Source organism: Polyangium sp. y55x31 (assembly GCF_029946505.1).
Lineage (GTDB): Bacteria > Myxococcota_A > Polyangia > Polyangiales > Polyangiaceae > Polyangium.
Genome location: NZ_JARZHG010000017.1, coordinates 222,093 through 236,059 on the forward strand (window position 1 = coordinate 222,093; position 13,967 = coordinate 236,059).

General features: G+C 65.6%; 8 protein-coding genes and 1 pseudogene. 2 read left to right on the forward strand and 7 right to left on the reverse strand.

Annotation, left to right across the window (positions count from 1 at the left end):
- Nucleotides 1–458: 458 nt before the first annotated feature.
- On the reverse strand, nt 459–1,367 hold the full coding sequence (locus tag QHF84_RS27565) for a DUF3883 domain-containing protein (RefSeq protein ID WP_281316422.1): 909 nt from the start codon (nt 1,365–1,367) through the stop codon (nt 459–461).
- A gap of 226 nt (nt 1,368–1,593) precedes the next feature.
- Nucleotides 1,594–2,319: a hypothetical protein gene (locus tag QHF84_RS27570; RefSeq protein WP_281316423.1), complete on the reverse strand. Its 726-nt coding sequence runs from the start codon at nt 2,317–2,319 to the stop codon at nt 1,594–1,596.
- 845 nt (nt 2,320–3,164) lie between these two features.
- Between QHF84_RS27570 and QHF84_RS27575 the strand changes: the two are divergent.
- Nucleotides 3,165–3,542, forward strand: a pseudogene (locus QHF84_RS27575) (IS3 family transposase); the annotation flags it as partial.
- Nucleotides 3,543–3,874: 332 nt separating this feature from the next.
- Here QHF84_RS27575 and QHF84_RS27580 read toward each other — a convergent pair.
- The 3 genes from QHF84_RS27580 to QHF84_RS27590 form a co-directional block, all read right to left on the reverse strand.
- The gene (locus QHF84_RS27580) at nt 3,875–6,808 is read right to left on the reverse strand and encodes an HD domain-containing protein (protein WP_281316424.1); all 2,934 of its coding nucleotides are present in this window, start codon (nt 6,806–6,808) and stop codon (nt 3,875–3,877) included.
- 895 nt (nt 6,809–7,703) lie between these two features.
- The gene (locus QHF84_RS27585) at nt 7,704–7,958 is read right to left on the reverse strand and encodes a hypothetical protein (RefSeq protein ID WP_281316425.1); all 255 of its coding nucleotides are present in this window, start codon (nt 7,956–7,958) and stop codon (nt 7,704–7,706) included.
- A 148-nt stretch (nt 7,959–8,106) separates the two neighbouring features.
- Nucleotides 8,107–9,189 (reverse strand): sigma-70 family RNA polymerase sigma factor, encoded by a 1,083-nt coding sequence (locus QHF84_RS27590; RefSeq protein WP_281316426.1) that lies wholly within the window; start codon nt 9,187–9,189, stop codon nt 8,107–8,109.
- 136 nt (nt 9,190–9,325) lie between these two features.
- On the opposite strand from QHF84_RS27590, the gene QHF84_RS27595 reads away from it, so the two are divergent.
- Nucleotides 9,326–10,315 carry a hypothetical protein gene (locus tag QHF84_RS27595; RefSeq protein ID WP_281316427.1) on the forward strand — a complete coding sequence of 330 codons (990 nt, stop codon included), beginning with the start codon at nt 9,326–9,328 and terminating at the stop codon, nt 10,313–10,315.
- Between the two features lie 6 nt (nt 10,316–10,321).
- On the opposite strand, the gene QHF84_RS27600 is transcribed toward QHF84_RS27595, so the two are convergent.
- Together QHF84_RS27600 and QHF84_RS27605 are read right to left on the reverse strand one after the other, a co-directional pair.
- Nucleotides 10,322–11,254 carry a hypothetical protein gene (locus tag QHF84_RS27600; RefSeq protein ID WP_281316428.1) on the reverse strand — a complete coding sequence of 311 codons (933 nt, stop codon included), beginning with the start codon at nt 11,252–11,254 and terminating at the stop codon, nt 10,322–10,324.
- A 353-nt stretch (nt 11,255–11,607) separates the two neighbouring features.
- Entirely contained in the window at nt 11,608–13,773 is a 2,166-nt protein-coding gene (locus QHF84_RS27605; RefSeq protein WP_281316429.1) for a hypothetical protein, read from the reverse strand.
- Nucleotides 13,774–13,967 lie beyond the last annotated feature (194 nt).

Genomic DNA, 13,967 nt, shown 5'->3' on the forward strand with positions numbered 1-13,967 from the left:
TTGGCGCAGTTCTGGAGACGTCGGGAGGGAGGTGCCGACGACTGGATCGAGCAACGCGACCGGCACGACCTCTCGTACCACACATGCCCAGATGCCGCGTCAGCGGGCCGCGTGGCCGTATGCTCTCCATCGCTGCAGCTCACTTGGGGATGGGCGAGGCCGCCGCCGTGGCGCGCGCCCCGGCGCTCGTCATCAAGCGGCCCTCGACGCTGCCCTTACGGTTTGGGACTTGGAAGGCGTGCGCTGGGCGATGAGCGCCCTCGACGCGTTGCTCGGCGAGGCTCCGACGGCGGGGCGGGACGCGCCCGCATCCGGGCTCAAGAGCGCCCGCAAGCGGCGTACGTAGGCGCAACCGTCAACGCCGGACGAGCATCACGAGGGTTCGCCCGACATCCGACGCTTGACGAGCTTGGGGTATTGGGCGTCATCGAAGCAGTGCGGACCGAGGCACCAGCGCTCTACGTCGGAGGCCACGCAGCCGGCACCACGCACCGGAAGCGGGTCGGCGTGAGGTGCGCGTCCAGCGGCTTCCAGCCATCAATGATGCGGATCATCCCACCACTCGCAACGGGCACGCCGTCGACGCGCACGACCTCGACCTGGTGCACGATGAAGAGGTCGGTGCGCCAGCCGGTTCCGCGAGCGTTCTCGACTTCAGCAACCGTGACGTCGACCGTCTCGCCACCGGTCCGTGTTCCCTTCACCTCCACGCGCACCTCGAGCCCATCGCGTGTGCATCGGAAGTCGAACGGCTGCATGCTCGCCGTGTTCTCCACATCGAAGCCGAGCTTTTGGTAGTGCGCTTCTGCAAGACCCATCGCGTGCAGCTCGATGACGTGCCGAATTGCAGGATCGGACTCGTAGCCCTGTCCGCGCACCGCGCTGCCCAGCGCGTGGGCGGCGACGCTCAACGTCTCGCGGTAGCCTGGCGGTCGTGCCAAGTCCCGTTCGAGGTCTTCTACAGATGGTTCTGAGCCAGAAAACGCCAGCACGATACGGATCCGCTTTGTCGGGTTTCCCCATCCAGGACGCCCGCTCTTGCGTTGGGCCTCGGCGAGTAGTCGCTGCAACTTCTGAGGGTCATCGATTTCGAGCGGGTATGGTCGACCGGGAATGAGCAGACGGCGCTCTTCGATGGGGCGGCCATGGGCACCGCGTGAGTCGATCAGTGCGTCAGCGATCTTTGCTCCGGATTTCCGAAGCCGCTCAAGTAATCGCAAAAGCCCCCGCGCATAGTCAATATTTCGAGCGCTGGACGAACCCTTCGTCCCTCCACGCGAATCGAACGTCAGCGCGAGCGCCCCCGCGTCATGCTCGACATGGAACGTTGCATCGAGCAGCATGCCGTCGTCCTCGTAGACCTTCACAAATCCTCCTGTCCGCGACGTCCAGAGGCAAGGATACACGAAACGTGCACCTCGTCGCTCTTCGCCTTCGAGGAGCCGGGGCGACTGGACGCGAGGACCGCCCGCAGACGGCCGGCGGACAAAGTACCTGATGCGCGAGCGCGGACGAGAGCGGCCAGGAGCGCGACGCGGAGGATCGCGGCGCCAGATCGCTGAAAGACGGGATAGGCAGCGTGCAGCCCGGGAGCTAGTGCGAGAAGTACGATTCGTAGAGGTGGGCGACTCGCGAGATCATCCCGTCATATTCATAATCCTTGAGCACGTCCGGCGCCTCGCGCAACACAACGGGGGTTCCGTCGTTACGACATTCCACCGCAATGATGCCGAGCGCATCGAAGCCCGGCTTGCCGTGCACCGACCGTAGCGGGAGCTCGTGGATCTTGTCGACCACGTCCTCGAACGACTTCGGCTGCTTGTGGGCCGAGATCTCTAGCGTCGACGCGTGCGGCCCGTCGGGGTTGCGCAGCGGACTGATGAACGTGTCTGCCACGTTGATCATGACGCAGCCCGCCGCGATGGCTCGGTCCGTATCGCCGTGGATGGTCGGGTGGCTGCTGTTGAGCTCATCGAAGAGGCGAGGCCTGGCCTTGCCGAACTCCGTCATCGCCGCCTTCGCCTCGAAGGCGATGTAGACGCCATGTGCCTTCACGTCGCGCACCGGGATATCCGGCAGGGCGTCGACGACCTTCTGCTGCTCGTGCGTGAGTACCACGCCGTAGACCTTCAACAAGTTCTTGAAGGTGGTCGCGGGCCGTGCGGTTTCGTGGTGCACCGGCCGGTGGAACACGAGATCGAACGCCTTCTCGCGCTTGCTCTCGTAATCCTTCATCACGTGATTGATCCCGCACGCGACCCTCCCGTTCAGGATGTCTCGCCGGAGAATGTCGGAAGCAGTCATGAGGTCGATCGCCATTAGGAGACAGATGACCTTCGAGTGGTGATCACTCCTCGAGTGATACTGCCACGCCGGACCGTTCTTCTTCCGTTGGCGGGGAACGCTGAGCGTAGCCGCTAGGACCGCGGGTCCGATGAACTTCGCAGGGTGCATGCTGGGGTTCGGCATACGAGCCTCCTTGAGCGTGCGGAGCTCGACGAGTTGCCTCGACGCGTTTCCTCGACGTGTGGCGTCGAGGCGTAGAAGGTGGATCGTCCTTTGGAGGCTGTCCAGTCCATCCGCGCGCCGACGCGCAGCTGGTCGCGTGGACGTGAGAGAAGTTCGTTCGTTGGATTACTCAGAGTACGCCCGACAACTAAGCCAGGCAGGACCCGACCCGGGCGTCAGGCCGGCGGCTCGAGAACCCCTAACGCATCTCCGCTCCTTTGGGTTTGTCACACAAAAAAGAGATGGAATGAGTCGGCCCGACCTGCTGACGCTGACTTCGCCCTGCGCCTGCGACCAGCAGATCTGCCCTCCAAGACGACGTTGCATCGGCACCCTTCACGCCGTTCGCAGCCTCGGGCTCGATCGCGGCGCGTCCCGAGAGCGCACGTCGCGCCGGGCGCCGGTCTTCGCCTCCGATGAAGAAAGAAGTGGCCGACCTCCGGCCGTCAGCTCCCGCTCCCGGCCCCCACGCGTTCAGCGACGCCATCGACCGGGACTCAAGGGAGGTCGGCAATGCGCAAAGTAGCTCTGGATCTGGCGGCGAGAAAAAATCGTTCTGTGCGAGGTAGCTGAAGGAAAGGGTTAATCCAGCGTCGCAGGTGAGCTCGCTCGACACGCTCCTCGGCCCCGGCACGGCGCCGTCGCGTGGAGAGCGAGTGAAGTTCGCGTTCATCGCCGTGGAGAAGCACTGCCCGACCACCGTGCTCTGTGAGGTTCTCGGCGTTTCACGTAGCGGCTTCTACGCCTGGTCCAAGCGCCTCGCGCCGCAGCGGCAAGCGTCTGATGCGCAGCTTGCCGCGGAGATCATCGGCGTTCACCATCGCAGCCGCGGCACCTACGGCAGACCGCGGGTGCACGCGGAGCTGCGCGCTAGGGGCCTCTGCGTGAGCCGCAAGCGCGTCGAGCGGCTCATGCGCGAGCGGGGCCTCGAAGCGCGCAGGAAGCGCCGTTTCCGGTGGACCACGGACTCGAACCACACCATGCCGATCGCGCGCAACGTGCTCGGCCGGCGATTCAGCGCGAAGGCCCCGAACGCCGAACAGGCCCCGCCCTGGCTCGACCCGCGGGCGCGTCACCATCGAGCACCGTGCAGTAGCAGACGCCTTCCTCGCACCGGAGCTCGAGCCAGACCGTACGAGCGTCGAGCCGATGCCGTGCTCTGCACCTCGGGAAGACCGCTCGAGGTAGCCACCGACTAAACTTGGCCTTGAGGGTCATGACTTGGCGGCGCATGCTCGCGACGATGCCGCGCTCGCGTAGCTTTGCGAGTGGCGTAGCGCCCCGCCGCTCGGAGGGAACGGGCGACGTGAGCCGAGGCGCGCCCCGCCGCTCGCCGCACCTCCCCAGCCTCGACCCGGCGAGGGAGCTAGGTGCGGGGGGGTTTCACGCCGAGCAGCCGCGCGAGCTGCGAGAACCGGATGCTCGGCGCCGGCGGCAAGGAGGTTGGCACCTGCGCGCCGGAAGACGCGTTCGCCGCCGCGACTATCGCCTTATGAAGCCTCGGTAAGGCTTCTTGGGGTCCGGGCTTCATGACCCCGTGCTTTTTGCCGAACGCTTCGTGGTTCTTGAAGACCCGTTCATGAGATTCGCCCAGGCTGGCGCGAGGTCCGAGCGCCAGTACGGCCCCCATGCCGTCGGCGTATGCCGGCTGGGGGCTGTGGGTCAGGAGCCGCTGCAGCAACACGCCCATGGACGCGAGCAAGGGGGCAGCATCTTTCTCCTCGATGGGCGCGGTGATGTCGTCGGACAGCGCCAGCCCCAGGAGCCAGAGACTCAGCTCGGCGCTTCCCCCGTGGTCACCGGCAACCATCGCCCACTCGGTGAAGAAGCCGCGAGCCGCCGTGGGGTAGTCACGCATGGACATGATACGGGGCAGGGCGTCTCGGAGGATGTGCAAGCTCTCGCCGCCCTGGCCGATCGCACGCAGGACGCTGCACAGGTTGATGAGCCGGCGCAGGTTGTCCGGGAGATCGTTGGGCTCCGGGCGCACGGCGGCACGCGCCGTGGTCCGGGCGAGCTTGACGAGCGTCTCGAGGTCGAGGTAACCGAACGTCCCAGGCTGTCGCGGGTCCTTCGTGCGGCGCTCCACCTCTCGCGCGAACTGGATGGAGACGTAGATGAACTTGTCGTAGTCGGCGACGTAGAGGCGTCTCTCTCTCCTCGCCGAGGCGGCCCCGATCAGCGCCGAATAAATCTGGGGCAGGTCTTCCCGGAAGACGGCGGCTTGAGCGACGGCTGCCTCTGCGATGGCCCGGTGTCGGACGCGCAGGAATTCACCCAAATGCTCCGCCGTGGCCTCTTCACCAAGCGGGGCGATAACCTCCCGGAACAGGTTCCCCGGGGGCAGCCCAATGGCCTCCGCGAGCAACTCGGGGCCCAGCGAGAGCTGGTTCGCCGCATGGGCCGCGGCGACGTGGAGGAACGCGTTCAACAGGCTCTTGCCCGAGCTAAGCGAGTAGCGTGACAGGTGCTCCATAACCAGCTTCACGTGCTCGCGGGCGGTCTGTCCGTACCGGGTGCGCAGCATCGCTCCGAGGAAGACGCCGTCTTCCTGGGACGACTCTTCCTTGGCCGCAGCCACCAGTCGCGGGACCCGCTCCTTCGCTCTGTAGGCCGCGAGGCGGCCTAGGCCGACATCACCCAGCTCGGTCCACGCCTCGACAATGCTCTTCGCGTCGCTCAATGCCAACCCGCGAACGCGGACGAGCTTGTACTCCACATACGAGTCCCATTGCTGGCGAAAGCCGCCCGCCGCCTCCCAGTCCGTGTCACGCGCGCAGAGGAGCAGATCCAGGTCGGCTCGGGCGCTCTCCTGGAGGACGCGCACGGCGCGCACCAAGTCCTGGACGATGGCGTCGGCGTCGTCGGCGACGAGCAGCCAACGTCGCTCGCCACGCGGGAGTGCCTCAAGGGCAGCGCTGTCGAGCGTGGCTCCCGTCTCGCGCCAGAGGACGTTCCGGTTCTCGTCGGCTGCGGCGAGGTCGACCGCGACCTGTCGGACGATCGTGGATTTGCCCTCGCCGCCCGCGCCGAGAAGCAGATACATCTGCGGTACCGCGTTGGCCCGCTGCGCCTCGCGCAGGTGGTTTGTCGACTCGTCGACCCAATGCAGGCGCCTGATGCGGGGTGTGGTGGCGTCGGCCCAGTTGGGGATCCTCCCATCGAAATATTTGCGCAGCTCGTCATTACTGCGGGGACGGCGATAGCCGGCGAGGAACGCGTCGTCGACCAAGGTCCAGCCGGGCAGAGGTGACGCGGCCCCGAGCCGCGGCTCCTCCGGCGGCAGAAGGCTCGTAGAGGGGAGAGAAGGGGCGCGGGGACCCGCCGCACTTCCGCTCCGGTGTGCAGTCGTCGGCCGCTTGAGCTCGTCCGGGAGCTGCGCCATGACCTCCGCGAGCTGGGTCCGCTCGCTGATGAGAATCTCCTTCGACGTCTCCCGGGTGGAGGACTGCCCTGGTAGCACCGTGAGCCGCAGGTCCGAGAATCGGAGCGTCGGCGGGAAGAAGCGGTTACAGTAGTGACATTCGGCGTTGATCTTGAGCACCTTGTCGATCGCAAACTCAATGAAGGGCACCGGCTCGCCCTTCTTGTTCTTCGCGTCGAAGGAGACGTCCTCCACCTCGAACTGGATCTGGATCTCGATCTCGCGCCGCTCGGATCCCGGCGAATCCATCTGGACGCTCGGGATCCGCTGGTTGAACCGCCAGTACTGGACCGAGTCAGGGTACCGCTTTTCGATGTCGCGCTTCTTGAACAGCCCCTCGTCGCCGCGGCGGTAGTCCTCGTCGAGTTCGTCGGCCAGCCGGACCAGGGCGCAGACGAGCCTGACGTTGACGGGGAAGTCGCCCACCTGGTGCCGCTTCGGGTACTTCCTGCACTTCTGGTCGATGTCGGTCTTCGAGCCATGAGTGAAGATCGCGGCGTGGATGAGCTCGCGCTCACGCTTGTCGAAGAGGTACGGGTTCTGCTCGCCCAGCATCAGGTCGGCGCCGACCTCCGGGTGCTTGTCCCTCGTCTGGAGCAGGCCCACGTCGTGGTAAAGGACCGCCATCATGGCAAGCCACAGCTCGAAGACGTTCACGTGCTCGAGCGGCGTGCGCCCCAAGATGTCATCCAGCCGCTTCAGGACGCGGCGGATGTGATTCGGTCCGTGGTCGTTGCCCCCCGGGAACTCCGCGCTCGTCTGCGTGTACTCGTAGGTGAAGAGCCGCTCCTTGAGCGTGCTGTAAGTCGAGAAGAAGTTCCGTTCCCCCTCGTTCTTGAAGGTCTGCAGTGTCTTCTCGATTCCAAGCAGCTCCATGGACGCGTCCCCGCAGTCGCCGAGCGTGGAGTAGCAGGCCCCTGCGTGTCCGTCCAGATGAGCCGGGTCATCCTCGCGCTAAGCCGCGCCGGAAGGGCGAGAAGATGCCGAACGGGACCAGCTCCGCAAGCTTAGGGATGAAGCTGCTTGCGCCCGGCGCGAGCGCGCCGGGGAGGTCCCATTCGGGTACTCCCTCGCCACCCCGCACACGGTCCTTGACCACCGCGCGCTCCGCTTCGCTCTCTCCACAAGCGTCTTGCCGTTCGCGGCGCTTGGCGGTCGGGGCGGCTTGGCGCACGCTCGGATGAGGGCGCGTTCGTACTCCGCGGCGGCGTCCAGGATGCGGCGGAGGAAGTCGTCGGCCGGGGAGTCCCCGTTCGCCACGGCGTCAGCGCTCGCGCCCCTCGCCCCCGCGCCGCCCGCTCGATCGCGATGGCGATGGCGCGCCAGCGGATCAGGCCGCGCGGCCACCAGAACGCCCGCGCCGCGTACGCGGAGTTCTCCGAGCGCGGCGCCGAGGGCCGGGCGATCGTCCAGATCGCTCCCGCCCGAGAGACGTGGTCCACGTGCCAGACGACGTTGACAGCCTCGCGGGCGGCCCAGCCCTCGACCGCGGCGCGCTGCGCCTCCGGGGAGAGGGCCTGCTCGGTCTTGCTCGCTTTGATGTAGGCGACCGCGATGCGATCCGGAGGTGGGCGCCGATCGCCCGCCATATAAGCGCGGGAAGCGCTCCGTGGGCGCCCGCTCGCCCGCCCGGGGTGCGCCATCGTGCGCCGCCGCACGCCCGCCCCCCCGGCGTCTCGCCGGGATCGCCCCCGAAAGCGCTCAAACTTGAGCAGTACCCGTCGAGGTTCTCGGCCCACCTGCGCACCATCGCGATCCGCTCTCGTACGTGTCAGCCTTCCAGCCGCCTCTTCCCCATCGGGACCGCGGCCACCGTCACGTTGAAGGCAATCCGGTGAATCTCCCCGACCGCGACTCCTGCCTCCTCCTCCTCGGTCATCGCAAACCCGACGAACATCTTCCGCCCCTGGAGCTTCTCGGGATCCACCCCCTCTGCGTTCACGTAGAGCCGCCCATCGCTTCCGAGCGCCAACTCGGTCGGCAGCTCCGCCGGAGCCTCCTCGCCCTTTTCCTCATGCTTCACCACCGGCCCGCGGCCCGTTTTCGCACGCTTCCCACCACGCCCAGCGCTCATAATGCCCTCCGCAGCTCGATATCGCGCAACTCGACCCGGCCGATCCCTCGGCTCCCGTGACCAGCAACTTGGAATGCTGGCAAACCGAATCTGCCGTCGCTCAGCGGCTCCCGGTCGAGTCCCTCGCAGCCGCCGCGCGCAGAAGCCCTCTCTCCGTCGCATTCGGCGACATCGGGTACCTGCGCTCATGCTCATCCAGCAGGGCGATAGCGCCCCTGGCGTCCCCTCGCTCCAAGGCCATCTTGGCCTGCAGAAGCACCGATAGGTCTCGCCCATCTTCGAATACCGATGCGTTCGCGTCCGAACGTTGAGCGAGCGCCTTCCGCGGCATCACCACTGGCGGTTTGGCTGGCGTTCCTGTCGAAGGCACCGACATCGATAAGCCCTGCGACTCCACGCGCACGACAACCCGCACATCTCCGCTGCTCTCGACCTGCCGCCCGACATCGACGCGCTCGTCCCCCGCCGGGCACGTGCCAGCCGGCGTGAATCCAACGATGAAGACCCCGGCGACGACGCTCGCCACGAATCGCCCAGGAAGCCCGAAGATCCGCGCGATGGCCGAGCGCCTTCCACGCGGGCAGCTCCCCGGTGCAGCCGTCTCGTTCTCTGCCCATTCGAGCTCGAATAACGCAAACGGGAACAGCATACGTAGGCGCCGCCGAGGCTCGTCCAGCAACTCCTCGAGCCTCCTGCGCAGATCCCCGCGAGCCCGACGGAGCCACGAATGAAACGTATTTTCGTTGACGCCTCGCTCCCGGGCCATCGCTGCAGGCGATACTCCTTCGACCGCACATGCAAGAAGGATCTCCCGCTGCTCGACGGATAGATACGGCAACGCCAGCGAAAGCCACTCCCGCTCCTCGATGTTCGACTCGACCTGGATCGGATCGGCGACCGCGAGCCCCTCTTCCGCATTCTCCCAGAGGACCTCGGGGGCCCACTTCTTTTCGCGCCTCCAGTGAGCCATTGCGCGAAACCTGATCAGGGTGCCGAGCCATCCCTTCATGCGCTTTTCGTCCGCGGCAGGCGGCCTCGGCCGCTCGCCATCATACGCATCGCGAAGCGCCTCGATCGCCACGTCTTCCGCATCCGCCTCGCGAACGTACTTTCGGGCGAGCTGGATCATCCAGGGCAGGTACCCGGGCAAGTCATCGTTTTCTTTGGTTTTTCGCCCGCTCACGGTACAACCCTCCAGGTTTGCCCCTGCTCCGGTCCTACCCGTCCTGCGCTTCTACTCCGTGGGGAGCCGGTTTTCGGCCGTCCCGTGCAGCCCATCGATGCGACCCCGAAGATTTTTTCCCGGGAGCTGGAGTTTGGTGACGCGAACCACTGTCGCTGTCGGCCTCATGCTCGCCCTGGCGCCGCTCGACGCCGGCGCCGCACCGCCGCACTACCGGGTCGAGCTCTCGGCCGCGAACGCTCCGCCGGCCTGTAACGACCCCGAGGGCTTACGCGAGGAGCTCGAGATGGCGCTTTCGCGGTCGCTCCGGCTGCTCGAGCCTCCGGCCTCGCGGGTGGTCGAGTTCCGCGTCGAGCGCGCTCCCGGCCGACCCTACGTCGTCGACATCCTGTTCAAGGATCTCGACGGGCACGTGCTCGAAGCGCTGCAGCGCAAGTATCCCGGTTCGATGGAGTGCTTCAAGGTGCTGCACGGGGCAGCGATCGTTGCGGCGATTCAGATGGAGAATCGCGAGAACCTTCCGGACGAGCGCCCGGCACCGCCGCCACCACCGCCACCGCCTCCTCCCGCAGCTCCGCCGCCCGCGTGCCCAACAGCGCCCACGGATCGGCCGCGCCCCGAGCCGCCGAATTCGGCTCCCACACGCATCTTCGCGGGCCTCGGGCCGAGTTTCTCCTATGGAACCCTACCTGCAGCCTCGCTCGGGCCGCAGCTTGTGCTCGGCGTTCAGCGCGATCGCTACGTGCTCGAGCTTGATGCCCGCTGGAGCCCGCTCTGGGAAGCACGACCACTCGGGCCGACGGCTGTCGAGGTGCACGCGATCTCGGCGACGGTCGCGGGGTGCTACCGGCGCGCACCGTTCATGGGGTGCGTGTTTCTCGCGGGAGGAGCGCTGAGCGCCGCCGCGTTGAACCGAGCCTACCCCGAGGTCAACACCACATGGTTCCTCGGTGCCGGCCTGCGAGGGACGTTCGAGCGCACGATCACCGGGCCGCTCTCGTTGCGAGCGGATTTCGACGTCATGATGACCCTCGTGCCCGCGGGGCTCGACGCGCGAGAGCCCGTGCTCTGGAGCACGTCCCCCGTCGCGTTGAACATGGCAACGTCGATGGTTCTGGCCTTCTAGCGCGCCTCAGATGACGGGCGCGTAGCAGCAAACCGTGGTTGCTTCGGCGAGGACGAGGTCTCCCACGAGCTCGCCGCCACTCGGCGTGCAGGTGCCCGGCTCGTACGTCAGCGCGTCGATGCGCTTGCCGCTCAGCTGGGTGCCGGGCATGAAGTCGTGGCATGGCGAGACCATACCCGCGGAGACGGTGAGCGACAGGTTGAGCTGTCCACACGCCGGCTCGCTGAAGATGGACGCGAGCACGTCGCACGTCCCCCCGCTCGGCTCGCTGCACGTGCACGCCGAGCAGGCACGGTCGTCTTCGACTTGTCCGTAGAGGAGGTGCCGGTCGCCCCATCCCTCGGGGCAGGGATGATCCCCCTCGCGCAGGACGCACGGGCTGAAGCCTGGCGGCGAGGGCACGCAGACCTTGCCGCTCTCCGCGGTGCAGGTCGGCGCGGACGCTCCGCTCGTGCATGCCCGACCCATCGGCTCCCAAGGATTCCCGTGCCAAGCGTGCGGGGGTGAGGGCGCAGGATCACCACTCACGTGAACGGTGCACGGTTGCTCCTCGATGACAGGGGGCGAAATCGTGATCGAACGCACGCACGGCACAGCTCCGCAGAGCTTGCCCTCGATGATGGCCTTGTCCTCGTTGCAGGACCCGTCCCAGCTCGTCGGGGGGTCGAAGTTGGTGTTGACACCCAGGCCGGGATCGGCGCAGGCGGCGGAGCTGACTGTCCACGTCTCGGGCCGATGACACGTGCCGATCGGAGCGTCGCACGAGCACGTGCTGCAAGACGGAGACGCAGGCTCGACGAAACCGTCGAACGCGACGATCGGCGCGCTCTCGGGACACGCGGGCACGTCGATCGAAGCGCCGTAGTGGAAGGGAAGCGGCCCCTTCCACGCCCCCGGTGCAGGCGGAACGCAGACGCCGCCCGCGCACGCGGAGGACATGCTCGCATCCCCGCCGTCGTCCCCCGCATCGGAGCAGCGCGGAGGGAGCGGCGGCGGTCCATCGCATGCGTTCGGGCAGTCCCACGGGATCGGCTCCGGCCCGTTCGGGCATGCCTCCGGGGAAGGGCAGGGGCAGCAGCGGTCGGGGGTCGAGGGCAAACAGTCGGAGCCGATGTAGGCGCTCTGGACCTCGCATCCGGCCACGATGGCGGCGGCCACTGTGAGACCGAGTGTGAGAACGAACCCCAGGCGGACGAGGCGGACCATCGGGGGAGGAGCGTACATGACGAACCCAAGGCGTGGCAAGCCAGCAGGGACAAACGTGGCCGCAACGATAACCGCAGGTCAGAAGATCATCTTGCCGCTGCAGCGGCGATAACTTTCTCCTTTGTTTCCCAGGGACGACGAACTTCTGGCAACACGTGCGCGGTGGCATAATCACGCCACGCACAAATCTCAGGGGGCATTACGGCATCTGCTCGACGGAAAAATGCCTCAACGGCCGCCGCAAGCTCCGATGCCTCCCCAAGGATCGCTACCCGCTGATCAGCGCCAAGGCGTAACTCATCGTCGCCCGCGTCTTTCCCCGGCTTCAGGTCTACCATCTCGCGAATTCGTCCAAGGCCGCGGACGATCATACCCACTTGTCGCTCGTTGAATACCGCCTGCTTGCGACAGAACAGGTCACTCAGCCCGTCCAGTATCGCGACGCTTCCGGGGTGACACACATTGACGCAGCTCGACGAAAGCAAATCTACCAACCACTCGGGTGGGGAAGGAAGACGGCCCGCAAGGCCAAGATCGATCCAATCGATCAGCGTTGATACGCCGTCGAACACCTCATGGCTCGTCGTGCCCATCAGCATCCGCTGCAGCTCGATCGCCGCATCGTCGCAACTTACCGCATTGCACAAGAGAAGGGCGGGTAGGGCTGCTACCGTACGATCTCCGTCTCGACGCATCGCGTCAACGGTCAGGCGAATAAGCTCTCCTGCTTTTGCCATCGCTGCGCCAAGGAAAGGAGCAATGGCTCTCGACAAGACGCGGCAAAGGCTACTCATGAACTCAGCGTGGTCGAACATCTTGAAACCACGAGAGGCCGCGGATTCCAATCTGCTCTTTCGATGGGCGATGAACCTGCCGAGAAGCTCGCAGGCCTGGTCCGGTGTCCACGCGATCTCCCAGCCCGAAAAAGCTTGATTCGTTCGAAGCGCAAGCGGCTTCGTTGCACGAAGCACCTCACCCACCCACGTGGGCCCATCGATCTCGGACCGGCAGAGCGTACTGGCAATGACACCCCGTAGCGCCTCGGAATTTGGGTGCGGCAACATCAGGAAAGCACTGAGATAGATGTCTGCCGGGAAGTGCGGCGCCGCCAAGACCACGTCGATCAGTTTAGCGATCTGCTCCGGTGCCAACACCCCTGCGAGTGCCAAGACAACGAGACGGTTGGTTGCACGACTCTGTGCCGCGACATCGCCCTCCTCGACAAGTCGGAGGAGACGCGGAACGGCACGGACGCATGCGGCGACCTCGGGAGCGTCCAGCGCAGGCAGGTCCGCAGGAGATACTTCAGCAAACGGATCTGGCCAGCCCGACCCACAATCGCCGTCACACCCAGCCTCTCCTGCTGTTGGCAATTCAAGCAGGATCGGAAGCCAGCTACGCAGAAGGTGCCCTGGAGCTGCATCGATCACTCGTCGGAGGAGAACTTCAAGAGGGCGGTATAGCGCCACGTCGTTCTGGCACGTTGTCGCCCGGTACATGATGCATGCTTGCTCGAAGAGATCTTGCAGTTGCTGATCACTCGAACGAAATGCTAGTCGAGACAGGATTTCTGCAGAACCCTGGATGAGATGATTCTTTGGATCGCGCGTCCACGGTTCGGACTCGACGTGTTCCTCACGATCCTGGACCGCACGACGGAGGACTTGTGAGAGCCACTGATGAAGCTCGTCGACAGAGGATTGAGACAATTGGGCGATCGCAGAGCGTCCCAGTAGTCCTGCCTGGGCATTTCCCTCCTTGAACTCGTCGGTCATACCTGCCCGGATAACCAGCCCGAGCACGAGGAATGGAGTATCTCGCCATGCACGCCGCAGGGCGATGAGAAGCTCGCGCCGCCCTCGTAGCTGCAATGTGCCATCATGAATGGTACACAGTATCGCCCAGTGCCCTTGCCTGGCTGGCCATCCACCAAATTTCTGGAACACCGTGCCAGGATCGAACCCAAGATGTCGTGAAAGCCAGGGCTCATCCGGCTCCTCCGCTACGTCGTGGATACGCTCATCGATATCGTCGCCTGGATTGCAATCCCAGCGGGACAGTTCTCGTAACCTTGCCCAGCGCTCGTCGAGCTTGGACCAGGAGAAATTTCTAATTTTCCCTTCGAGCTCGTTCTGTAGTGCGTGAACCCACCCCTCTTGCGATAGAGTCTGGTAGTCTACGTGCGAACGATCGCTGCCCAGACGAATCCGATCCATCACACTTTCGGCAATGCTGTACGCCTCCTTGTTCAAGCCTATGCTGCTTAACGTGGCGGCACGCTTCGCCTCCCAGAACGGGATCGAAGGATCAGCTGGCCATCTAACAGCCCGTGGATCTACGCCACCCCAATCGCGATCCCAACATCCCGCCCATGGCCCGGCGGCATCCCGTCCCACGCAGCCCGGGAAAATCGTGCCAATTGCCTCGGCATGCGCCGTACCAGAGC

Excerpts from the sequence above, each read along its gene's own strand:
- QHF84_RS27570 (WP_281316423.1), bottom strand. The coding sequence starts at position 2,319 with ATGGCGATCGACCTCATGACTGCTTCCGACATTCTCCGGCGAGACATC.
- QHF84_RS27580 (WP_281316424.1), bottom strand. The coding sequence starts at position 6,808 with ATGGAGCTGCTTGGAATCGAGAAGACACTGCAGACCTTCAAGAACGAG.
- QHF84_RS27600 (WP_281316428.1), bottom strand. The coding sequence starts at position 11,254 with ATGTCCTCCGCGTGCGCGGGCGGCGTCTGCGTTCCGCCTGCACCGGGG.